This is a genomic window from Culturomica massiliensis, from assembly GCF_900091655.1.
In the GTDB taxonomy this organism is placed as follows: Bacteria; Bacteroidota; Bacteroidia; order Bacteroidales; family Marinifilaceae; genus Culturomica; species Culturomica massiliensis.
The window spans coordinates 3,758,303-3,780,506 of the sequence record NZ_LT594621.1 but is presented as its reverse complement, the minus strand read 5'-3'; the positions used below and the strand labels follow the sequence as shown (position 1 = coordinate 3,780,506).

Sequence of the window (22,204 nt, the reverse complement as noted above, 5' to 3'; positions counted from 1 at the left end):
ACTTAATTTTCAATTATACAGGTCGTTCAAATCTTTATTCAGATATTTTAAAACAGACATCCAGGAAGACACAAACGACAACAAAATACCGGACACAAATACAAATGCAACCATTACAATCAGCAAATCCCGGTTCATGATATTGATAACTCCGCCGACTTCCTTTTGAAGAAAATAAACAGCCAACAGCAAAATCATATTGGCAATCATACTACCGAAAAAACCGAACCAAACACTATTGCGGATAAAAGGCCGGCAAATAAAGAAAGGTTTTGCCCCCACCAATTGCATGGTCTTGATCAGAAAACGCTGGGAATAAACCGATAGATGTATCGTATTCCGGATCAGTGTAAAAGAAATCAACACCAAAGCTGCACCGGCAATCAACAGAATAATACTGATTTTACGAACATTCTCGTTCACATACTGCACCAGTGATTTTTGATAAGAGACCTCCTGTATGATATCGTAAGCCACCAATTTTTTCTCTATAATCTCCAGGGAATCGTTATTGGCATACTGAGGCACCAGCTTAACCTCAATTGAAGGTAAAAGCGGATTATACCCCAATACCTGCTCAAAATCCTCTCCCAGTTCTTCTTTAAAATTACGGGCAGCTTCGGCTTTGCTGACAAAAACAGATGACGCGACAAAAGGTTTCGTATCCAGAAGCTTTTGCATCTTCTTCATTTCAGCCTCGTTGACATTGTCCTTCACAATAATGGAAAAACCGATGTTTTGCTTTACATGATCAGATATCGCCCTTGCATTCAAAAGAATAAATACCAAAATACCTACAACCACCAACACCAAAGCAATACTTAATGTTGAAACAAAATAGGAACCGGCTACTCTTCTTTTTCTACGAGACATATTATTCGTCGTTAAAATCTGACAAATATAATAATAATCTGATCGTCACCCAAAAATTTATTCCAAGGATTATGCAATACATACTCCTCAAAGGCATAAAAAAAAGGAAGCCGAACTATGTTTGACTTCCTGATTTTAGGAGTACTCGAAGCGGGACTTGAACCCGCACAGCCGCAATGGCCACAGGATTTTAAGTCCTGCGTGTCTACCAGTTCCACCATTCGAGCATCTCTGTAGAGAGAGCGAAAAACGGGACTCGAACCCGCGACCCCGACCTTGGCAAGGTCGTGCTCTACCAACTGAGCTATTTTCGCATTTTACAATTTACTCTTTTGAAAAGCCGTCTTGCCAAGGTCGGATTTTATTATTCCGGGGGGGGGCAAGGTCGTGCTCTACCAACTGAGCTATTTTCGCATTTTACGATTCACTCTTTTGAAAAGCCGTCTTGCCAAGGTCGGATTTTATTATTCCGGGGGCAAGGTCGTGCTCTACCAACTGAGCTATTTTCGCATTTTATGATTCACTCTTTTGAAAAGCCGTCTTGCCAAGGTCGGATTTTATTATTCCGGGGGCAAGGTCGTGCTCTACCAACTGAGCTATTTTCACGTTGTGTAAAAGAACATTTTTCTTTAGCGAGTGCAAATATAAAGCGTTTTTTAGTTTATACAAACAAAAACGCAAAAAAATACCACAACCGGCATAAAACTTTCCGCAAAATAATTTATCCGATATGAAACTTTTCAGAATCATTTTCGTTCTATCCGATATAAACTAAAACTAAACTAACCTGACTAATAACACAATTTCACAAAGAATCTTGTGTCCCTCCTTGCCTCCGGCAAGGAGTTTTTTATTATTTTTGGACGAATTATTCAATACACACGGCTTCACATTTTCGGACACTAATTATGGACACCAGAAAAAACGCATCTTTTTCATTTGAGCAAGAAAGAAAAAAAATCCGACGCAGTTTTACAATTATGGTTAAAACCGGAGGTCCGATATGTAATCTGGATTGCGATTATTGTTACTACCTGGAAAAAGAAGCCCTTTATCCCGGAAAACATCCCACGCTCCCTTTTTTCAAAATGCCCGACAATGTTCTGGAAAAACTGATCCGGGAATATATTCTCTCCCAGCCACAGGAACAAATCGAATTCGTATGGCACGGAGGTGAACCGGCATTACTGGGGGTGGAATATTTCCGTAAAATTCTCGACATCCAAAAAAAACAGGCCGATGGGAAGAAAATATTGAATGCATTTCAAACAAACGGAACCCTTATCGACGAAGAATGGGCGAATTTTCTGGCCGAAAATCATTTCCTATGCGGCCTTTCCATCGACGGACCTAAAAAATACCATGACAATCACCGGCGTTACCCCAATGGTAAAGGCTCCTGGGACAAAGCCATGGAATGCGTGAAGCTATTTCAGAAATACGGTGTCGAATTCAACACCATGTCCGTCGTCAACGCCTCCAACAGCAAGCAACCGGCCCTTGTATACAACTTTCTGAAAAGCATCGGTTCCCGCTTTATGCAATTTACCCCGATCGTAGAACGAATAGCCCTGGACGAAACAGAACCTCTTTCTATAGTAGACAACAGGTATTCGAAAGCAACCGCTGTCATGAACGAAAACGTAAACGCAACCGACTGGGGAAATTTTTTATGCCGGATCTTCGATATTTGGGTAAAAAAGGATGTCGGGACGCATTTCATCAATTACTTTGACAATACTTTAGCGGCCTATGCGGGGCAACAGCCTTCTCTTTGCTCTATGGCAGAATACTGCGGTTGTTCCCTGGCAATCGAGCACAATGGAGATACCTATTGTTGTGACCATTTTGTTTTTCCTGAATACAACGTAGGTAACATCATGACGACCCCCATTTCAGAAATGGCTAAAAGCGACAAACAACTTTTCTTTGAACAACATAAAAAAGATACACTCGCCCGCCAATGTCAGGCATGTGAATACTTAGCTGCCTGCGGAGGAGACTGTCCCAAAAACCGCTTTGTCAAAAACGAAGACGGTGAATATATATCCTACTTATGCGAAGGATTCAAAATGTTTTTCCGGCATACCCGGAAACATTTCGAATTCATGGCCGACGAATTACGACATCACAGAGCGCCTGCAAATATTATGAATCAAAAAGGATAAAAACAATGGATACCTACAAAGCCAGCGAAAACCGCTATACACACATGCCCTATCGCCGCTGCGGGAAAAGCGGTTTATTATTACCTGCCATTTCATTGGGTTTGTGGCATAACTTCGGCCATGTCGATACATTCAGCAATTTTACCGAAATCATACACACGGCTTTCGACCGGGGAATTACCCACTTCGATTTGGCCAACAATTACGGTCCGCCTCCCGGAGCCGCCGAAGAAAACTTCGGACATATTCTGAAAAAAAGCTTAAGCCGCTACCGGGACGAACTGATCATTTCGACCAAAGCCGGACACGATATGTGGCCGGGGCCATACGGTAGCTGGGGCAGCCGTAAGCATTTAATGGCGAGCATCGACCAAAGCCTGCGACGGATGGACATTGAATACGTAGATATTTTTTACTCCCACCGACCGGACCCCGCTACCCCTATTGAAGAAACCGCCGAAGCCTTGTCCGATATTGTCAGACGCGGCAAGGCATTATATATCGGCATCTCCAAATACAATAGCGAACAAACAGATAAAATCGTTAAACAGTTAAAACAAGCGGGAACCCCATGCCTGATTCATCAAGACCGCTATTCGCTATTCGACCGCCACATCGAACATGACCTGTCAGACATCATCAGAAAACATGAATTGGGATTGATTGCGTTTTCTCCTCTCGCCCAAGGCCTGCTCACCAATCGCTACTTACACGGTATCCCCGCCGATTCCCGTGCCGCCAAAGCAAGCGGATTTCTGCAAAAAGAACAGGTCACGGAAGAGAAAATTGCACAAGCCCGGCAATTGGATCAAATTGCCCGGCAACGCGGACAAACATTAGCAGAAATGGCCCTATCCTGGCTATTAAAAGACGAAAGAGTAACGAGTGTCATTATCGGAGCGAGTTCTGTCAACCAACTGCTCGACAATTTAAAAGCCACCGGTAATCTCCGATTTTCCGAAGAAGAATTAAAAGCTATCGATACCATCCTAAAATAGAAAACATCCGTAAAGATAGAATGAAAGGTGGAAAGCGAAACGATAAAAAAACAATGCGGTGTTCCGGCACCGCATTTATTTTTTACTTTGATTTCCGTATGATAAACTGATTGGCCAGAATACCGGTAATAATCAATACCAGGCCGAAAACGGTCGAGGTATAAATTTCCTCTCCCAACAAATAGTGAATAAAAATAAGAGATAAAAAAGGAAAAAGATAAATCAACGAACCTATCGTTGCCGTATTACGGGCCAGATTTAAAGCTTTCAGCCAAAAAACAAAAGTAATGCCCATTTCGAAAAGCCCGACATACACTCCGGCCAGCCAACCCTTCAATACCGGCACCTGAAATCCTGTAAAACAAATCAACAAGGTAATGTAAACAGAAGCAAAGAGAAAATTCAGTAAAAGAGAGACTTCTTCCTCCAATTTACTTTTCATATTGAGAATGAAATACAATGCCCACATGACAGAAGTCAGAGCTGCCAAGAACACTCCGAACGGTTCCTTGACAGACAATCCGGAAAAATCTCCCTGAAAAGCAACGACAACTGCACCGGCAAAGCTGATCAACAACGCCAATACACTCATAAAGGGAATCCGCTGTCCCAATATCGGAATCGACAACAATACAAGCAATACCGGCCAGATACAATTCAACGCCTGGGCAATTTGTGCCGGCAATAAAGCATAGGCTTTAAAAAGAATCAGGTAATACAAAAACGGATTCAAAAAACCCATAAAAGCAGCACGCCCCCACTGGCGGGCAGTTACATGTCTCAACCGCCCTATGCCCTTTCCAAAAGAAACGATACCCAAAAGTACAATCAATGCCGAAAAAGTAGAAATAAACAACAAATCTATATTCGACATAGTAGAAAGAGCTATTTTAAAAGCCGTTGCAACCGTTGCCCAGCACAAAATTGCAACACCCGCATAAAGATAGGCCTTACGTTGATTCATAAAATTTTATAACTGAAATTTAAAATGTTCAAAGATAGGATTATTTTAGTACTTAACAGACAAAAAATAAAAAAGCCCTGCATTTTATTGCAGAGCTTTTCTAACTGTCCCGTATATATTACTTATTACTGAAAACGATCTGATTATCTTTTACGTCTACCAAAATATGATTATCCTTAGAAACTTGTTCAGCCAAGATCTGTTTTGACAAATCATTCAACAAAGTACGCTGTATAATCCGCTTTACCGGACGGGCTCCGAACTGCGGATCGTATCCCTCTTCTGCAATCCATTCCACAGCCTTATCCGTAATCTCCAACAGGATACCATTATTCGCCAGCATTTTATTGACACCCTGAATCTGCAAGCGAACAATATCGACGATTTCATTTTTCTGCAAAGGCGTAAACATAATCACCTCATCGATACGATTCAGGAATTCCGGGCGAATGGTCTGTTTCAACAACTCATATACTTCCGCATTTGTTTTTTCCAGTACCTCATCCCGGTTTTTATCATTCAGATCTTTCAATTTTTCCTGAATAATATGAGCTCCGATATTTGAAGTCATAATGATAATCGTGTTTTTAAAATCCACGACCCGCCCTTTATTATCCGTCAGACGACCGTCATCCAATACCTGTAACAAAATATTGAACACATCTGGATGTGCTTTTTCGATCTCATCCAATAAGATAACCGAATAAGGTTTACGTCTGACAGCCTCTGTTAACTGACCGCCTTCATCATAACCGACATATCCGGGAGGCGCTCCTATCAAACGGGAAACGGAATGACGTTCCTGGTACTCCGACATATCGATACGCGTCATCTGAGTTTCATCATCGAACAGAAACTCAGCCAATGCTTTCGCTAACTCCGTTTTACCGACTCCGGTCGTACCTAAAAAGATAAATGAACCGATCGGCCGCTTCGCATCCTGTAAGCCGGCCCGGTTACGCCGCACAGCATCGGCCAGCGCAGCAATCGCCACATCCTGTCCGACAACCCGCTTATGCAGTTCATGTTCCAAAGAAAGCAACTTCTGTCTTTCACTTTGCATCATCCGATTGACAGGAATACCGGTCCATCTGGACACGACAGCAGCAATATCATCAGCCGTCACTTCTTCCCGGATCAAAGATTCTCCGTTCTTCATACCGGCCAACCTGGCTTTCACATCTTCGATATGCTGCTCCGCTTCCTTGATCTTGCCATAACGCAACTCGGCCACTTTCCCATAATCACCATCCCGTTCGGCCCGGTTAGCCTCAAACTTATATTGTTCTATCGCATCCTTGTTTTTTTGAATCTCATCGATCAAAGAACGTTCGGATTCCCACTGTGCCCGCAACTTGGTGCGCTCTTCGTTCAGATCGGCCAATTCCTTTTTAATATCATCCAGCTTCTTGCTTGTACCTTCCCGTTTCAATGCCTCTTTCTCGATCTGCAATTGCTGAATCTTCCGGTCCAGTTCATCGATCTCTTCCGGAACGGAATTCATTTCCAGACGCAAACGGGCAGCCGCCTCATCCACCAGATCGATAGCCTTATCCGGCAAAAAACGATCGGAAATATACCGGTGAGATAATTCAACGGAAGCAATAATAGCATCGTCCGTAATCCTCACTTTATGATGATTTTCATACCTCTCCTTCAATCCCCGCATGATACTGATTGCACTCATCACATCCGGCTCATCTATCATCACCTTCTGAAAACGACGCTCCAAAGCTTTATCCTGCTCGAAATATTTCTGATATTCATTCAAGGTTGTCGCCCCGATAGCCCGCAAATCACCTCTTGCCAAAGCCGGTTTCAGAATATTGGCAGCATCCATGGCCCCATCGGATTTTCCGGCACCGACCAAGGTATGTATTTCATCGATAAACAAAATGATTTCTCCTTCAGATGAGATAACTTCATTGACAACAGCCTTCAACCTTTCTTCAAATTCACCCTTGTATTTGGCTCCTGCAATCAAAGCTCCCATATCCAACGAGTAAATCTGTTTGGACGTCAGATTGGAAGGTACATCCCCGTTCACAATACGCTGTGCCAACCCCTCGGCAATAGCCGTTTTACCAACCCCGGGTTCTCCTATCAATATCGGATTGTTTTTCGTACGGCGCGACAAAATCTGAAGCACCCGGCGGATTTCATCGTCACGTCCGATTACCGGGTCCAACTTCCCATTGCGGGCACGCTCGTTCAGATTTATAGCAAAACGTCCTAAAGAATCATAAGTCGACTCTGCCGATTGCGAGTTTACCTTAGATCCCTTCCGCAATTCGGCAATTGCTGCCTTTGTCTCCTTCTCGTTCATCCCACTGTCTTTCATCAACTGGGCTACCTGATCCTTTCCATTCAACAAAGCCAACAAAATATGCTCCAGGGAAATATACTGATCCCCCATTTCATTAGCATAGCGGGTAGCTTTCTCCAATACTTTATTTGTATCGGAAGAAAGATACACGTTACCGCCGGATACCCGCGGATAAGTATCTATAATACGCTCCAGGGCAGCGAGTAATGAATTACTGTTCACCCCCAATTTATTAAAAATAAAATGAGTGACATTCTCTCCGACATCTATAACCGCTTGCAGCAAATGCCCGGTTTCGATGGCTTGTTGTCCTTTACTCTGTGTAAGCTGCACTGCTTTCTGCAATGCTTCCTGCGATTTAATCGTATAATTGTCTGTATTCATAATCAAATGCTCCTTTCGGTTATGAGAAGATACAAAACTTATACCGATTCTTTCCCTGAAAGGTTGCAGTGAAAATTTTGCAGCACACCTGCCAATTTGACATAATAAACACAAAATTTATGCAAAAATGACACAATTAAATATAGACTTCAAATTGTAGATTTTAGATTAACGCTTTTAGATTAAAAGAATTTGATAACGGAGCAGGTTGCCAGGCAGTTTAAAATCTAAAATTTAGAATCTCTATTTCAAATTATACCCCAATCTTTCCCTGCAAAAAAGAGGAATCGTAAACCAAAAATTACACAAATGAGTCCGTCCCAGTGTGTAATTTTCCCTTCGATGTATCTACCGGTTTAAAATCAGAGAAATCGATGCTTTTTAGCAATATCGTTCTACGCCTATTGGTTTAAAAAAACATACGAAATAATATTCGCTCCCATCTGCAAGGCCTGCAAACGCTTGTCCTCCGGATCTTTATGCACTTCCTGATCCTCCCATCCGTCTCCGAGATCCGTTTCATAAGTATACAAAACAAGTAGTCTTCCGTCTTTTACGATACCGAAAGCCTGAGGACGTTTATTATCGTGTTCATGAACTTTAGGCAAGCCTTCCGGAAATTTATACTTCTGGCTGAAAATCGGATGATCCCACGGCAATTCAATAAAATCATCTTCAGGAAAAACTTTCTTCATTTCCCGCCGGAAAGCCTTATCGAGCCCGTAATTATCATCCGCATGCAAAAAACCTCCGGCCAACAGGTATTCCCGCATATTCTGCACCTCCACAGGCGTAAATACGATATTCCCATGCCCGGTCATATGCACAAAAGGATAATTGAAAATATCACGGCTACCGGGCTCTACCGTCGCCGGTTCTTTGGCCAGATCCGTACCCAGATTCTCATTGCAGAACTTTATCAGATTAGGTAAGGCGGTCGGATTGGCATACCAGTCACCCCCTCCCTTATATTTCAACAAAGCGATCTTTACTTTGGTTTCCTGTCCCCAAATCCAGCGTGGAATCAAAATAAACAAAGCGACAATCAACACTATTTTCACAAGATGTTCCATGATATTATTTTTATTCAAAGACCCGGAAATTTTAAAATATATCCGGTCAATCTCTATATTTTCAAACCTTATTCATAAATCCGATACTATGACACGCAACAATTCCGGCAGTCTCTGTCCGTAAACGGCTATTTCCCAATGTTATGGGAACAAATCCCGCAGAGACCGCCCAACCGACCTCTTCGTCCGAAAAATCACCTTCCGGGCCGATCAGAATAACAGCATCTTCTCCCGGGATATATACCTCATCCAGCCTTCTCTTCTCCCCTTCATTGCAATGAGCGATAAAGCGCTGTCCCTCCTTACAGGAAGCGATAAAATGCTTAAAATCGGTCATCGGATTCAAACCCGGCACATAGGCTTTCAACGATTGTTTCACGGCTGAGACAATCACCTTCTCCAAACGCTCTGCCTTCACCTCTTTACGTTCGGAACGAGCCGTCCGTAGCATCGTAAACTCTTCCGTTCCGATTTCCGTGCATTTCTCAAGCATCCACTCAATCCGATCGATATTTTTCGTCGGGGCAATTGCTATATGCAAACGAAAAGAACGTTTCCCATACGCCTCAATCTTATGAACAATTTCGATCTTACACCCTTTTATAGCAGCAGCAGTAATAATGCCGCTATAATATCCTCCCCGGCCATCGACCAAAGCTACTTCATCTCCTTTCTCCAACCGCAGCACACGTACACAATGCTTCGATTCTTCCGGGTTTAACGTATAAACATCCCCTTCTATATCCGGGGTATAAAACAAATGCATTCCGGCCTCCTCCAATTAATGAATATTCTTCCTTTTAGCACGACAATCACCGAAAACAGCAACTCCTGTAATAATAATCACAGGTAACAAAGCCTTTGTACTATTCCACACCCCAGCCAAAGCATCTCCGAAAGAATTGGTTTTTCCCAATTGATAACAAAAAACCGTCACCAACATAAAATACACCAATCCTAAAAATACAACCAGGAAAATAGATGTCTGTTTCATACAATCAAGATTAAATTCCGGGACAAATATAGCAAAAGAAGACCGAACCGATAAAAAATCAGACAGATAATAAAACAGGCAACTGGAATTGTTGTTGTATAACCCATCTCTTCTAATCCATTCCCGATATCAAGCTTTATAACTTATTTAGATTAAATGGATCTGATAACGAATCAGTTCGTCAAATAACTCGTTCAGACTGTTTTACAGGCAACTAAATTTCCGGAAAATCGTAAATAATAAGTTGGAAAATAATCTGGCATAAATAAGTACCAACTCCATCAAAAACACCTATATTTGAACTCAAATACAAGCATATGAAAAAGGTTATATTTATAGCAATGGCTATTTTAGTCGCCATTGCCTGTACTCACGACAAAAACATTTATACGGAACCTCAGGAACGCATTGCGTATTGTGAGGCATTCGAAAATTATGAGGTACCGGTTAAAGCCGGCTACACGACGATTGTAACCGAAGGAGACGATACGCTGGCCGTAGTCAATGAACCGACAACAATCAAAATCCCCAAAGGCAGTATTCTACCTTCCAGGGGAGAATCCGGTATTAAAGTCGATTTTGCCATTCTGAACAACGTAGATACCTATAGTCAGTATTGGCAAGCCGTTATGTTCGAGGATACGGAATACGGTGATTACGACTACAACGATTTAGTCATACATGTAAAGAATGTCCTCGGCAACGGCGGTAAGGAATGGGATTTACACAATATATATATACAGCCGATTGCCCTCGGCGGCGGAAAAACCATCAAACTGGGCTGTATATTACCGGACAATTCCGAACACATTATTACGGAAGATGTCAGAACCGATTTGTTCCATGGGGCCAAAGGATTTATCAATACGGTAAATGATAACACACCGATACGTTATAAACTGATGCCTCAAATCACAAACTATAAATTAGCTAAAGGAACAAAAAAAAGTATCGCCTGGTTTATCGAGGTGGATGGGAAAAGATATTATGCCGTAACATCCGACTACGACTATCAGAGATATGATATGCTTAATCATGAAGGGATGCCTTACGGCCTGGTTGTAGGTAAAGACAATGGAACATTTAAATATCCACAGGAAAAAATCTCCATTTTTAAGGCATATCCGGATTTTAGTGACTGGGTCAACGGCAGGGCTAGCTGGATCGGCACCCCCCAAACAAATATGACGAGCAAATTTTGTAACAACACCATTCCCGGCAAAGACGGACGTCTTTATAAAATCTGGGACTATCAGGATTTGGAATAAAATACGCTCTTATTTAATAACCTTTTCAGAAAAACCGGACGATAGTTCGTCCGGTTTTTTTATACCTCTTTTTCTTTCCGTTTCATTCACGGCAAGCAGCTGCTCATCCCGGTGACAAAAAACGGCAAAATCTCAAAAAAAAGAGCTGTGTCTGTGACACAGCTCCCAAGTTTATAAGATTTATCATTCATCATCTTCAGCCTCGTCATAAGACTTCAACAATTCCTCCTGAATTTCACCCGGCACTTTTTCGTATCCGGCAAATTTCATACTGAATGTCGCACGGCCTCCGGTAATCGAACTCAAGGCAGTTGAATAGCGTTGCATCTCCTTCAAAGGTACCTTTGCGATAATCTTCTGGAAACCGCTGTCTGAATCCATTCCCATAATAACGGCCCTGCGGGTCTGCAAATCACTCATCACGTCTCCCATGTCTTCTTCAGGCACCAGTACTTCTACGTCATAGATCGGTTCCAACACCTTCGGCATGGCATTTTTAAACGCTTCGCTGAAAGCGTGACGTCCGGCCAAACGGAATGAAATTTCATTTGAGTCTACCGGGTGCATCTTACCGTCGTAAATACACACACGTATGTCACGGGCATAAGACCCCGTCAACGGTCCCTCTTCCATCTTCTCCATAATACCTTTCAGGATCGCCGGCATAAAACGGGCTTCGATCACACCCCCGACAATACAGTTGTAAAATACCAGTTTTCCTCCCCACGGCAGGTTATATTCCTCTTTCCCTTTCACAGACATTTTGCTGTCGATGCCTCCGATTTTATAAGAAGTCGGTTCCGGCATACCTTCCACATAAGGTTCGATAACCATATGTACTTCACCGAACTGTCCCGCACCGCCGGATTGCTTTTTATGCCGGTAGTCTGCCTGGGCGAACTTGGTTATCGTTTCCCGGTAGGGAATTTTAGGTACGATAAATTCAATCGGCAGTTTATCATTGTGCTCAATACGCCATTTCATCGTATTCAGATGGAACTCACCCTGACCGGAAAGAATCAATTGTTTCAGTTCCTTAGAATACTCTACTAATAACGACGGATCCTCCTCATGCATACGGTTAAGTACTTCAGCTACCTTTTCGTCGTCGTTCTTGTTTACAGCCTTCACGGCTGTACGGAAACGGGGTTCCGGATACTTAAAGCCCGGGAAGCGATATTCACAATCCTTTTCATTCAGGGTGTCCCCGTTCTTCGTTCCTTTCAGCTTTACGGTTGCCCCGATATCTCCGGCCTTCAGCTCCGTTACTTTCGTACGGTTTTTCCCGGCCGCAGCAAACAACTGAGAAAAACGTTCTTTCGTACTATTCGTCATATTGGTAAGGTCATCCCCTTCTTTCAAACTCCCCGACATGACTTTAAAATAGTTGATCTCACCCAAATGCGGTTCGATAGAAGTCGCAAAAACAAATACAGAGGTCGGCCCCTCGGCATTGTACGGCACAAGTTCTCCGTCGACAGTCTTTGTACCCGGCATAGCTGCTGCACTCGGTGCTACATTCACCAAAAACTCCATAAACCGACGTACGCACATGTCTTTTTCTGCCGATACGCAGAATACGGGAAACATATCCCGCTTGATCAATCCTGCCCGTATTCCGGCACGCATCTCATCTTCTGTCAGGCTACCTTTTTCAAAATAAAGCTCCATCAGCTTCTCGTCATTCTCGGCTGCAGCTTCCACCAATATATTATGCAATTCTTCCGCTTTTTCCTTCTCCTCGTCAGGGATCGGCAAAACCTCCGGCTTACCGCCTTCCGGCCCCCACTTATACATCTCCATCTTCAACACATCTACGACCCTATTAAAGCCGTTACCCGGATTTACCGGATATTGCACCAATACAATTTTCTTACCGAAAGAAGCCTTTGCATGCTCAATCGTCTGTTCGAAATTAGCCTTCTCGTGATCCAATTGGTTGACAACAAAAATCACCGGTCTATTCATCCGTTTAGCATGACGGCTGATAATTTCAGTACCGACTTCCACACCTTTTACTGCATTCACAACCATGACTGCAGCATCCGCCACTTCCAGCGCAGAGATAACGCCTCCGACAAAATCATCGGCTCCCGGAGTATCGATAAAATTAAGCTTTTGGTTTTTCCACTCAGCATACAATACTGCCGGAAATACAGAAGAACCGTATTCCTGTTCAACGGGCCGGTAATCAGAGGAGGTATTTTTAGCACTTACGCTACCTCTGCGCGGGATGACCCCGCCCTCGTACATCATCGCTTCAGCCAGTGTGGTCTTACCAGAACCTGCACTGCCCACGAGTGCGATATTTTTAATCTCGTTAGGACTATAGGTTTTCATGGTTAATAAGTTTTAGGTTATTATTGTTGTCTGAAAAGAAAAAGACGCAGAAAAAGAAGAAAATTTTCCATTCCGACCGCCCTCTGCGATTTCAAACGTTTTAAATCGGTTCACAAATTATATACAATTTTTGAAAAAAACAAGTGATTTTCCGTCTGCCTTTCAATTTAAATCGCTAATTACTGTATCTCAACCCTAAAATTATGTTGTAACAGAAATGTAACTTTTCCGTCATTTTTACGAAACTATTCTGACCTAATTTTGTAACACAATTCTGGATAATCACTAAACCATTCTTATGAAAAGACTTAGCTTTTTTGTACTCTTTACATTATCGATTTTAATTCTTCGTGCGCAGGAACAGAAAATTACCATCACAGGTAAACCCATTGTAACCTTGTTTGCCAACTATCACACAGGACTCGGACATGCCAACTCAAACTCCGGATTTGAACTGGACAGAGCCTATCTGGGCTACCAATTCAAACTGACGGAGAATTTCGGTGGCAAGGTGATATTCGACATTGGGGAAACCAAGCTAAAAGGTGCCGATCTGGAACGGGTCGCTTACGTAAAAAATGCTATGCTCAGTTGGACTCCGGGCAATCTCACGTTGGATTTCGGACTCGTAAAAACAGAACAGTTCAGTTTACAGGAATCTTTCTGGGGCTACCGGTATATCCTCAAATCCTTTGATGACGACTACAAATTCGGGCCCAGTGCCGACATGGGAATTATCGGCAAATACCGTTTTAACGATTACATAAGTGCTGATCTCTCTTTTACAAACGGAGAAGGCTACAAAAAGATCAATAAAGACAACAATTACCGCTATGGAGCCGGAGTAACCCTTACCCCCGTCACCGATCTCACATTCCGGATATACGGAGATATTTATACAGGAAACAGCGATTCCACGGAAAACCAGTCGAACCTTTCCCTCTTTGCCGGTTACCGGCACAAACTGTTCCGTATCGGAGCAGAATACAACAAATTATGGAATGCCACTTTTACAGAAGGAAACAATAAAGACGGCTATTCGGTCTACACTTCCGTCAACGCAGGAAAAAAATTCACGGTTTTCGGCCGTTACGACTACCTACATTCCCAGGAAGAACAATTCCGGGAAACAGACGGACAACGCATACTTGCCGGAGTACAGTATACACCGATCCGTTTTTTGAAACTCTCTCCCAATTTCAGAAACTGGAATCCTCAAAACGGCAAAGCCGAATCTTTTATATACCTCAATCTCGAATTCAAGCTTTAAAAACAAAGAAACCGGGTTTTATCCTGTTCTGACAGGGCAGGATAAAACTTCTCAACGCCCTATTTCAAAAGGAGCCCTCACCGAAACCCCGTGACGCATTAAATTCATTAAATTCGGATACAAACGTTCCCGGAAAGAATCCCATTTCCGGAACTCCATCCGGGTCCAACCTGCTTCCGCCAATGCCAATGCCCGGGGATAAGTCATATAAGTCACCCGGTTGATATCCTTGATAGCCTCTCCCCACAAGGTCCCCATTATTCCCAATATATGATTTTGCTCCGTTGCCGGGCGGCCATATCCGGGGTCAAAGCGATAACACGTCTCTAAAGAAGTAACCGGCATTCCCCAATTATTAAATTCAGGCAGATCTCCCGGCCATTGGGGATAATCCAAATAAGCATACTCTCCGGGCGCCATAATCAATTGATGCCCGTGTTGCAGAGTCAAATCCATACAAAAAGGGGTCAGGCCATAACGCCAGGTCACTAACGTCACATCCTGCGGATAAGGGAAAAGATACCCGGAGACAGGCATCCGGATATTATCCAGTTCACACCACAAAATCGCTTCTTTTCCGTTATCCCGGACATAAGGCAGTATTCTTCCGAAAAAATATCCCATTAACTCGCTGACTTTCGCATAGCCCTTTTCCTTCATCAAGGCACGGCATCGCTCACACCGCATCCAGTTTTCTTCAATAATCGCTTCATCGCCTCCCAAATGTATTCGCTTCGAAGGGAAAATTGCCGCCACCTCTTGAATAATATCCTCATAAAGTTTATAAACTTTATCGTTCCCCGCACATAACATCAAATTCACCGTCTCTCCCATCACTTTCTGAACCGATTCCGTATGGGGACACCCCAGTTCCGGAAAAGCAGCCAATACGGCAACGGTATGACCGGGGATATCCAGCTCCGGCACAATTTCTACATTTCTCTCCGCAGCATAACGCACCAACTCTTTCAATTCCTCCTGGGTATAAAATCCGTTGTCCGGCCCTTCATTCCCTCCTTGCGGATTCCGGTTTGCCCCGACAGCCGTCAGAGCAGGATATTTCCGGATCTCTACACGCCAACCCTGATCATCAGTCAGATGCAATTGCAATACATTGTATTTGTAGCGGACCATCTGATCGATAAAAAATTTCACATCCTTTACCGGTAAAAAATGACGGGCAGGATCGAGCATCAATGCCCGGTAAGCAAAACGGGGCGCATCGTCAATATATACAGGAGCAATTCTGGCTCCGGCAGAACGGCACACATCCCCCAATAACAATTGATCCAATGTCATGATTCCCCAATATACGGCTCCCGGTGTAGCTCCTTTAATCACCATCCGGTCACGCTCAACCGACAATATATAATGCTCTTTCCCTTCCATTGCCGGATCTACTTGCAGACTTATCACCGATCCTTCACCGGCCGTTCCGGTTACTGAAAGCCCGGTACGCTCCTGTAAAATACGCCGTAACTCTGAAGCAGCAAAAGCCAGAGAATCCGAATCAACGGTTACCACGGTTTTCGGTGTCACTATAAAATCCTCACCCCAACCCGGTTCTACCCGGTTAGGCATGGGCAACAAAGCAGACAAATAATCCTGCGCCGACAATGTCATACTCACCAACAAAAAGAAAAATAAACATCTTATCTTCATATATCCTATATTTGATTTTTTTATTCTAAAATTTTATTTCCCACCCCACCTTACAATTTGTCTTTACGGACATTTTGCATTTTAAACGAATGTTTCACAACTGACAAACCGATTCTGACAATCGCTTGCGATCACGGCTCCACATCAAAGAGTCGCCGTCCCACAACATCCCAAGACCGATAAATATTGCAAACTTTAATTTACAACTTTAGATTATACCCGCACCTCTCCCCCGTAAATAGAGGAATTATTAATCGTAACCCAAAATCCACAACCAGACACGGTAACCTGACAAAGATAATAAGAAAGCTGAATTTTGTCAGCATTTGTTAAATATATCCAAAACAAACTGCAATAACGGCATTCCTCGTATCTTTGAATAAAATGGTATATTTTTTGTACCTTTTCCAAGTATAATATTAATTTAAACAGCAATGGAACACACAGCATTATTTGCAGGTAATTTATGGATTTGGGTTATTTTTATCGGATTTACCCTGATCAGCTGGCTCATCAGCAACCAATTGAAAAGTCGTTTTACAAAATATTCCAAAATACCGACAGCCAATGGCATGACAGGACGGGACGTCGCCGAAAAGATGTTGCGGGACAATGGAATTACAGGTGTTAAAATCGGAAGTGTGGAAGGACAACTCACCGACCATTACAATCCGGTCAATAAAACAATCAACTTGAGCAAGGAAGTCTACTTCGGCAACAGTATCGCAGCGGCAGCGGTTGCCGCCCACGAATGCGGACATGCCGTACAACATGCTAAAGCGTACAGTATGCTGAAAATGCGCTCCGCACTCGTTCCGGTTGTGAGCTTTGCCTCTCATTGGGTACAATGGATATTGTTGGCGGGAATCTTAATGGTGAACACCTTTCCTCAACTTTTACTCGCCGGTATTATCCTGTTTGCGATAATGACGTTATTCAGCTTCATTACACTGCCCGTTGAAATCAACGCCAGTCACCGGGCTCTGGTATGGTTGCGAAATTCCGGCATAACCGACTATCAAACCCAGAGCTATGCCTTCGATGCATTAAAGTGGGCAGCTTATACGTATGTCATTGCAGCACTTTCATCCCTGGCGACCTTGTTATACTATGTCATGATCTATCTGGGAAGAAGGAATTAAAATTCCCAAAAAACTTATACAAAACTATAAGTGATCGGAGGATTGTATCCTCCGATCGTTTTTTGTTACTTATTTTCAGTTATACAACATCCGAAAGGGGAAATGCCATTTGAACAGGACAGCCAAAGCACAAATAATCCCTAAACAGCCTTCATTCATAAAACATAAAAAATCCGACGATCGGCCCTGGGCGTTTTCGTCGGATTTTTTCATTTTTATTTTAAACCGGATTATTTGAATGCCTTTTTAATTTCATCCACATAATCGAGTTTCTCCCAGGTAAAAAGTTCGACCTCTTTTTCCAATGCCGGCCAATAATTAGAAGTAAAGACTTTCTTCACCACCTGCGGAGTGCGTCCCATGTGTCCATAAGCCGCCGTTTCCCGGTAAATCGGATTACGCAACTTCAATCGCTCCTCAATGGCTTTCGGACGCAAATCGAAGATTTCACTTACCTTCCCGGCAATTTCAATATCCGACAACCCGACTTTAGCCGTACCGTAGGTGTTGACATATACACCCACCGGACGAGCTATTCCGATTGCATAAGAGATTTGAATCAGTATCTCGTCTGCAATACCGGCTGCTACCATATTCTTAGCGATGTGCCGGGCGGCATAAGCAGCCGAACGGTCTACTTTTGAAGGATCTTTACCGGAAAAAGCCCCGCCACCGTGAGCACCCTTACCTCCGTATGTGTCTACAATAATTTTCCGGCCGGTCAACCCGGTATCTCCATGAGGACCGCCGATTACAAATTTACCGGTCGGATTGACAAACAAAATCAAATCCTTATCGAAGAAAGACTGCACCCTTTTCGGTAATTTCGCCTTTACCCGGGGTAGCAAAATATCCATAATGTCTTTCCGTATCCATTCAACCATTGCCTCATCGGCCTTTAACTGCGCTTCCGGAGTTTCGTTGGCCGGCTTGATAAAATCATCATGCTGCGTGGAAATAACAATGGTATGAATGCGTTTCGGTTTTCCGTTATCTCCGTATTCGATCGTTACCTGAGACTTGGAATCGGGACGTAAATAATTCATCAATTGTCCTTCTTTTCTTACCAGAGCCAGTTCACTCAATAATAAATGAGCCAGTTCCAATGACAAAGGCATATAATTATCCGTCTCATTACAAGCATAACCAAACATCATTCCCTGATCTCCGGCCCCTTGCTCCATCGGATCTTCCCGCACAACTCCCCGGTTGATATCCGGCGATTGTTCATGGATAGCACTGAATACACCACAACTGTTTCCATCGAACATATACTCACTCTTCGTATATCCGATCTCATTAATCACCTCACGGGCAATCTGCTGTACATCTACATAGGTTTGAGTTTTAATCTCTCCTGCAATCACGGTCTGCCCTGTCGTGACCAAAGTTTCACAAGCCACCTTGGCATCCGGATCAAAAGCAATAATCTTATCGAGAACGGCATCGGAAATCTGATCCGCCACCTTATCCGGGTGTCCTTCTGACACCGATTCTGAAGTAAATAAATATCCCATAATCTAATTTTAATTTTTGAATGCAGACTTTAGATCACCGTGCAAAAGCAATCCGAACCCGGCATCGGGAATAAATAAATATATGGAAAAGGCTATGGATGGTTGAAGACACAATCTCATGCATTTTAGCAGTTTTTTACCGTGGTTGCAATCAGCCAAATCCTTCCACAAATGACGATACAAAGATACGACAATAAAAACAAAAACAATATATTAAATCGAAAAAAACAATAAACAAAAAAAGATATTCCCATTCTCCCATTTTCGGGCAAGAAAAGATTGTTGTTCCCGTCTAATATATAAATTTTAGATTGACGATTTTAGATTTAAAAAGTCTGATAAAAATCAGGTTGCCAAACAATTTAAAATTTACAATTCGTATGAACTTCTTAATTGCAGATTTTAGATTAAATCTGCGGGATCAGCGAAATCTGGGGGGGCAATAAAATCTAAAATCGTCATCCATAGTCACATTTCACACCGCCTACAGCTGTAATTTACACTGTTCATCCCGGAATACTAAACTCTTTATCGGCAAACAAAGCAGCTAATCCAGATATTTGCTTGAGCCGCAACAACTCATCCTGATCCATTCCGATGTGATCCATGATCCATTTATCAGACATCCCCGCCCGCTTAAGCTCGGCAACAATATTGGTCATCAATTCTATGCTATGTGTCCCCCGTGCCCGGTTATGACGTATGGTTGAAGCCATACGGTTAGACAAATCCTTTTCGATAACCACAACGGGCAATCTTCCTTTTTCCCGCTCATAAATGCGTTTAGAGGTCTGCATAACCTTGTAACGGTGATACCCGTCCACCAGTTCGTAACGGTCTTCCTGAGGCAGATAATAACAAACACAAGGCATTGTGTAACCGTCTTCCCAGATCGACAGTTCCAGCAGCTCCATTTCAGGCGGTGCCACAATATTGGGATTATAAGCATTGGCTTGTATCTTTTCCAACGGCACCGATATTACGCGATATACGGGACTTGTGTAATCTTTCATATTTATTTATATATTCTACGGTAAAAATCCATAATACGCTGTTTATTCTCATGCTCCTTCTTTGTCAGGGCAAACCCCATGTATTTACATTGGTGATCGTTTTTAAGAATACAGATACACATCCGTTTAAATGTCGGCAAATTCCTGAATTCCGGCGCATCGAGATCGTCCTGATACTCCATCCTCACCGGCCGCTTAGCCGTGCGGTAATTACTATGTTCCTGGACATCGATCTTAATCCCGCAAGCCTGGAGTTGCTTAATCGTTTCTTCATTCAGACATCCCCCTTTCTCACGCCAGAAATTAATGCTTACCGAAAGTTTCCGCAAATAATTCAAACGTACCTTTTCAGGCAGCGTAGACAATAAAAAGTGCATATAACTCTCCCACGTATGTCCCGGAGGCAACTTAACCTTATGTCTCGCCACAACACTCGTATGACCGTATATAGCCGTAAAATTGACTCCGTTGACCCGGCAAATCATTTTACCCCACATATCGGGATCGATAGCCCGGTAAAGTTGCAGACTTTCTTGGGCAGCCGATATAAAGGGGCTGGCTACCCGTTGTTTTTCAAGCGGAACGCCTGCCTGATAATAGAGATCATACAGCCGGTTGTAATCCCACCCGAAACGACCGTTAGCCGTCCAGACATCCGTCGTTTGCCAGTCGTAAATCACATAGGCATTGAAAACATCTTTAGTTATACGTTGCGTCCATTTCAGGTGATAAAACATATAACTTCTCTTATTACCGTAAATCGTCTGCCAGCGATGATAACTCTCCTGGGTACGTATTCCCACCAAGCAGCAAGTCCTGGCAGCTTCTTTCATCCGATGATACCACTGCGCAAAAAGCACCTGGAAATCATAATCCCACATCGTACTATCATAAAACGGGAAGTCCTCTTCCGTATAACTTCCCTGCGGAATTTTCCGGACCCAAAGCTCTTTACAGGCTTTGTCCCAGGGGCGCCAATACGACTGATACATAGAGGTACAGGTACAGACTTTGAAGGGCACACACACCCGGTATACCTCGATAATATCGGGGTTAGACCGGAACACCCGGTCAATGTATCGGGTTGTTTCATCATATTGTACTTCATAATCCATATGAAAAACCCCGATCTTTCTTTTCAGGCCCGATGCCCGTAAATAACGTATACATAAATTGAGCATCACCCCACTATCCTTACCGCCTGAAAAAGATATATAGACGTTATCGAATTCCGAAAACACAGTTTCAATCCGACGCATCGCCAACTCATATACATTCTTCTTCATCTTTACTTACCTTCATTTTCACATATCTTTTCCAATAATGAACAACAGAAAACCCGTTTTGCTCGAAAAAACGGATATGCCGCATCTGCGAAACCGATTCGACCTCGAAATTACAGTCAAACGTCCGGATAACCGTCTGAAGCAAAGTTGAGAAAACAGTCTTATCGTCATCCGCGATATAATAATTGTTTATTAAGGCTTTTCTACTCGTCACTTTTACCGGGATAAACCCAAGGGTCGTATCCTTTTCCATAGCAACAAACCAACGGTATTCCGGCGATGTACGAAATGGGTAATTCAGATTATAGGTCAATACCTCACTGTTCATCACCAGATGCCCTACTATATGATAAAGGCGCTGATCCTCTCCGCTTAATTCGATGATATCCATTATGATCCGTTTTATAATTTAAAATTAGGATCTACAAAAGATTGATACAATTTATGTTGAAAGATTGAAAATGATTGGTGAATAACCGAAATACAAATGACATTATTCAATCCTGGAATAGCCATAAACCACACCTATTTGTAGGCTACAACAAAACAATTCAAAATACGGGCGTCTTTTACCGGGTCACACACAACCGAAGATGCCACATCATTAAAAACTTATACCTCCCCGAAGGAACTGCCGCTGTCGGGTGGAAATACCCCGAAGCACAACACACGCTAAAAATATATAGCCGGGAAACCGGCCGTCTTTAGACGGTTACTACATATATTTTCTAAGAAACCTGTCTTATCGATAATGCAATATACCGCTATGAAGAATACCGGAATCAGGTAAGGACATTCCGGCTAGTCCAGAGCCGATCATTGGACAACTCATAGCGGGAATTGTCATTATCGACATAAAAAATATCGTTTGAAGTTATTGTCAAAACCTGTCCCGCCTTTTAAGACGAGACAGGTAATTGCCAATA

18 protein-coding genes and 2 tRNA genes are annotated in these 22,204 nt (G+C 43.0%); 6 read left to right on the top strand and 14 right to left on the bottom strand.

Going from position 1 to position 22,204, the window contains the following annotated elements; all coding sequences use genetic code 11:
* Nucleotides 1–9: 9 nt before the first annotated feature.
* From BN8908_RS16720 to BN8908_RS16710, 3 genes are all read right to left on the bottom strand, one after another.
* Nucleotides 10–873, bottom strand: coding sequence for a cell division protein FtsX (locus tag BN8908_RS16720; protein WP_021986879.1), 864 nt, complete (start codon nucleotides 871–873; stop codon nucleotides 10–12).
* A 142-nt stretch (nucleotides 874–1,015) separates the two neighbouring features.
* Nucleotides 1,016–1,100, bottom strand: a tRNA-Leu gene (locus BN8908_RS16715).
* 14 nt (nucleotides 1,101–1,114) lie between these two features.
* A tRNA-Gly gene (locus BN8908_RS16710) sits at nucleotides 1,115–1,187 on the bottom strand.
* An 18-nt stretch (nucleotides 1,188–1,205) separates the two neighbouring features.
* On the opposite strand from BN8908_RS16710, the gene BN8908_RS18650 reads away from it, so the two are divergent.
* The 3 genes from BN8908_RS18650 (at nucleotide 1,206) to mgrA (ending at nucleotide 4,039) form a co-directional block, all read left to right on the top strand.
* Nucleotides 1,206–1,607 carry a hypothetical protein gene (locus BN8908_RS18650; RefSeq protein WP_148453387.1) on the top strand — a complete coding sequence of 134 codons (402 nt, stop codon included), beginning with the start codon at nucleotides 1,206–1,208 and terminating at the stop codon, nucleotides 1,605–1,607.
* A 174-nt stretch (nucleotides 1,608–1,781) separates the two neighbouring features.
* Entirely contained in the window at nucleotides 1,782–3,041 is a 1,260-nt protein-coding gene (locus tag BN8908_RS16700) for an anaerobic sulfatase maturase (RefSeq protein WP_021989050.1), read from the top strand.
* 5 nt (nucleotides 3,042–3,046) lie between these two features.
* Nucleotides 3,047–4,039, top strand: coding sequence for an L-glyceraldehyde 3-phosphate reductase (gene mgrA, locus BN8908_RS16695; protein WP_068691758.1), 993 nt, complete (start codon nucleotides 3,047–3,049; stop codon nucleotides 4,037–4,039).
* 82 nt (nucleotides 4,040–4,121) lie between these two features.
* Here mgrA and BN8908_RS16690 read toward each other — a convergent pair whose 3' ends face one another.
* From BN8908_RS16690 to BN8908_RS16670, 5 genes are all read right to left on the bottom strand, one after another.
* Entirely contained in the window at nucleotides 4,122–5,003 is an 882-nt protein-coding gene (locus BN8908_RS16690) for a DMT family transporter (protein WP_068691756.1), read from the bottom strand.
* A 118-nt stretch (nucleotides 5,004–5,121) separates the two neighbouring features.
* Complete coding sequence (gene clpB, locus BN8908_RS16685) at nucleotides 5,122–7,713, bottom strand: ATP-dependent chaperone ClpB (protein ID WP_068691754.1); 2,592 nt, start codon at nucleotides 7,711–7,713, stop codon at nucleotides 5,122–5,124.
* Nucleotides 7,714–8,114: 401 nt separating this feature from the next.
* Complete coding sequence (locus BN8908_RS16680) at nucleotides 8,115–8,786, bottom strand: DUF4159 domain-containing protein (RefSeq protein ID WP_068691752.1); 672 nt, start codon at nucleotides 8,784–8,786, stop codon at nucleotides 8,115–8,117.
* Between the two features lie 61 nt (nucleotides 8,787–8,847).
* Nucleotides 8,848–9,552, bottom strand: a complete 705-nt coding sequence (locus BN8908_RS16675; protein ID WP_068692407.1) for a 16S rRNA (uracil(1498)-N(3))-methyltransferase — start codon at nucleotides 9,550–9,552, stop codon at nucleotides 8,848–8,850.
* A gap of 15 nt (nucleotides 9,553–9,567) precedes the next feature.
* Nucleotides 9,568–9,780, bottom strand: a complete 213-nt coding sequence (locus BN8908_RS16670; protein WP_021989056.1) for a hypothetical protein — start codon at nucleotides 9,778–9,780, stop codon at nucleotides 9,568–9,570.
* A gap of 317 nt (nucleotides 9,781–10,097) precedes the next feature.
* Between BN8908_RS16670 and BN8908_RS16665 the strand changes: the two genes are divergently transcribed.
* Nucleotides 10,098–11,048, top strand: a complete 951-nt coding sequence (locus BN8908_RS16665; protein WP_068691750.1) for a DUF4842 domain-containing protein — start codon at nucleotides 10,098–10,100, stop codon at nucleotides 11,046–11,048.
* Nucleotides 11,049–11,231: 183 nt separating this feature from the next.
* Here the strand turns inward: BN8908_RS16665 and BN8908_RS16660 are convergent, their stop codons facing one another.
* The gene (locus BN8908_RS16660; RefSeq protein WP_021989058.1) at nucleotides 11,232–13,388 is read right to left on the bottom strand and encodes an elongation factor G; all 2,157 of its coding nucleotides are present in this window, start codon (nucleotides 13,386–13,388) and stop codon (nucleotides 11,232–11,234) included.
* A gap of 298 nt (nucleotides 13,389–13,686) precedes the next feature.
* Between BN8908_RS16660 and BN8908_RS16655 the strand changes: the two genes are divergently transcribed.
* Complete coding sequence (locus BN8908_RS16655) at nucleotides 13,687–14,658, top strand: hypothetical protein (protein ID WP_082989298.1); 972 nt, start codon at nucleotides 13,687–13,689, stop codon at nucleotides 14,656–14,658.
* A 51-nt stretch (nucleotides 14,659–14,709) separates the two neighbouring features.
* On the opposite strand, the gene BN8908_RS16650 is transcribed toward BN8908_RS16655, so the two are convergent.
* Nucleotides 14,710–16,320: a beta-N-acetylhexosaminidase gene (locus tag BN8908_RS16650; RefSeq protein WP_068691748.1), complete on the bottom strand. Its 1,611-nt coding sequence runs from the start codon at nucleotides 16,318–16,320 to the stop codon at nucleotides 14,710–14,712.
* Between the two features lie 434 nt (nucleotides 16,321–16,754).
* Here BN8908_RS16650 and BN8908_RS16640 point away from each other — a divergent pair, with 434 nt between their 5' ends.
* Nucleotides 16,755–17,462, top strand: a complete 708-nt coding sequence (locus BN8908_RS16640; RefSeq protein ID WP_068691744.1) for a zinc metallopeptidase — start codon at nucleotides 16,755–16,757, stop codon at nucleotides 17,460–17,462.
* Nucleotides 17,463–17,692: 230 nt separating this feature from the next.
* Here BN8908_RS16640 and metK read toward each other — a convergent pair whose 3' ends face one another.
* The 4 genes from metK to BN8908_RS16620 form a co-directional block, all read right to left on the bottom strand.
* Nucleotides 17,693–18,979, bottom strand: coding sequence for a methionine adenosyltransferase (gene metK, locus BN8908_RS16635; RefSeq protein ID WP_021989065.1), 1,287 nt, complete (start codon nucleotides 18,977–18,979; stop codon nucleotides 17,693–17,695).
* Nucleotides 18,980–19,485: 506 nt separating this feature from the next.
* Nucleotides 19,486–19,992, bottom strand: coding sequence for an IbrB-like domain-containing protein (locus tag BN8908_RS16630; protein ID WP_021989066.1), 507 nt, complete (start codon nucleotides 19,990–19,992; stop codon nucleotides 19,486–19,488).
* A gap of 2 nt (nucleotides 19,993–19,994) precedes the next feature.
* Nucleotides 19,995–21,278, bottom strand: a complete 1,284-nt coding sequence (locus tag BN8908_RS16625) for a DUF3440 domain-containing protein (RefSeq protein WP_021989067.1) — start codon at nucleotides 21,276–21,278, stop codon at nucleotides 19,995–19,997.
* Nucleotides 21,259–21,669 carry a hypothetical protein gene (locus BN8908_RS16620; RefSeq protein ID WP_082989297.1) on the bottom strand — a complete coding sequence of 137 codons (411 nt, stop codon included), beginning with the start codon at nucleotides 21,667–21,669 and terminating at the stop codon, nucleotides 21,259–21,261. Before BN8908_RS16620 ends, BN8908_RS16625 begins: the two co-directional genes overlap by 20 nt.
* Nucleotides 21,670–22,204: the final 535 nt, after the last annotated feature.

Excerpts from the sequence above, each read along its gene's own strand:
- BN8908_RS16720 (WP_021986879.1), bottom strand. The coding sequence starts at position 873 with ATGTCTCGTAGAAAAAGAAGAGTAGCCGGTTCCTATTTTGTTTCAACA.
- BN8908_RS16700 (WP_021989050.1), top strand. The coding sequence starts at position 1,782 with ATGGACACCAGAAAAAACGCATCTTTTTCATTTGAGCAAGAAAGAAAA.
- mgrA (WP_068691758.1), top strand. The coding sequence starts at position 3,047 with ATGGATACCTACAAAGCCAGCGAAAACCGCTATACACACATGCCCTAT.
- BN8908_RS16690 (WP_068691756.1), bottom strand. The coding sequence starts at position 5,003 with ATGAATCAACGTAAGGCCTATCTTTATGCGGGTGTTGCAATTTTGTGC.
- clpB (WP_068691754.1), bottom strand. The coding sequence starts at position 7,713 with ATGAATACAGACAATTATACGATTAAATCGCAGGAAGCATTGCAGAAA.
- BN8908_RS16680 (WP_068691752.1), bottom strand. The coding sequence starts at position 8,786 with ATGGAACATCTTGTGAAAATAGTGTTGATTGTCGCTTTGTTTATTTTG.
- BN8908_RS16675 (WP_068692407.1), bottom strand. The coding sequence starts at position 9,552 with ATGCATTTGTTTTATACCCCGGATATAGAAGGGGATGTTTATACGTTA.
- BN8908_RS16670 (WP_021989056.1), bottom strand. The coding sequence starts at position 9,780 with ATGAAACAGACATCTATTTTCCTGGTTGTATTTTTAGGATTGGTGTAT.
- BN8908_RS16665 (WP_068691750.1), top strand. The coding sequence starts at position 10,098 with ATGAAAAAGGTTATATTTATAGCAATGGCTATTTTAGTCGCCATTGCC.
- BN8908_RS16660 (WP_021989058.1), bottom strand. The coding sequence starts at position 13,388 with ATGAAAACCTATAGTCCTAACGAGATTAAAAATATCGCACTCGTGGGC.
- BN8908_RS16655 (WP_082989298.1), top strand. The coding sequence starts at position 13,687 with ATGAAAAGACTTAGCTTTTTTGTACTCTTTACATTATCGATTTTAATT.
- BN8908_RS16650 (WP_068691748.1), bottom strand. The coding sequence starts at position 16,320 with ATGAAGATAAGATGTTTATTTTTCTTTTTGTTGGTGAGTATGACATTG.
- BN8908_RS16640 (WP_068691744.1), top strand. The coding sequence starts at position 16,755 with ATGGAACACACAGCATTATTTGCAGGTAATTTATGGATTTGGGTTATT.
- metK (WP_021989065.1), bottom strand. The coding sequence starts at position 18,979 with ATGGGATATTTATTTACTTCAGAATCGGTGTCAGAAGGACACCCGGAT.
- BN8908_RS16630 (WP_021989066.1), bottom strand. The coding sequence starts at position 19,992 with ATGAAAGATTACACAAGTCCCGTATATCGCGTAATATCGGTGCCGTTG.
- BN8908_RS16625 (WP_021989067.1), bottom strand. The coding sequence starts at position 21,278 with ATGAAGAAGAATGTATATGAGTTGGCGATGCGTCGGATTGAAACTGTG.
- BN8908_RS16620 (WP_082989297.1), bottom strand. The coding sequence starts at position 21,669 with ATGGATATCATCGAATTAAGCGGAGAGGATCAGCGCCTTTATCATATA.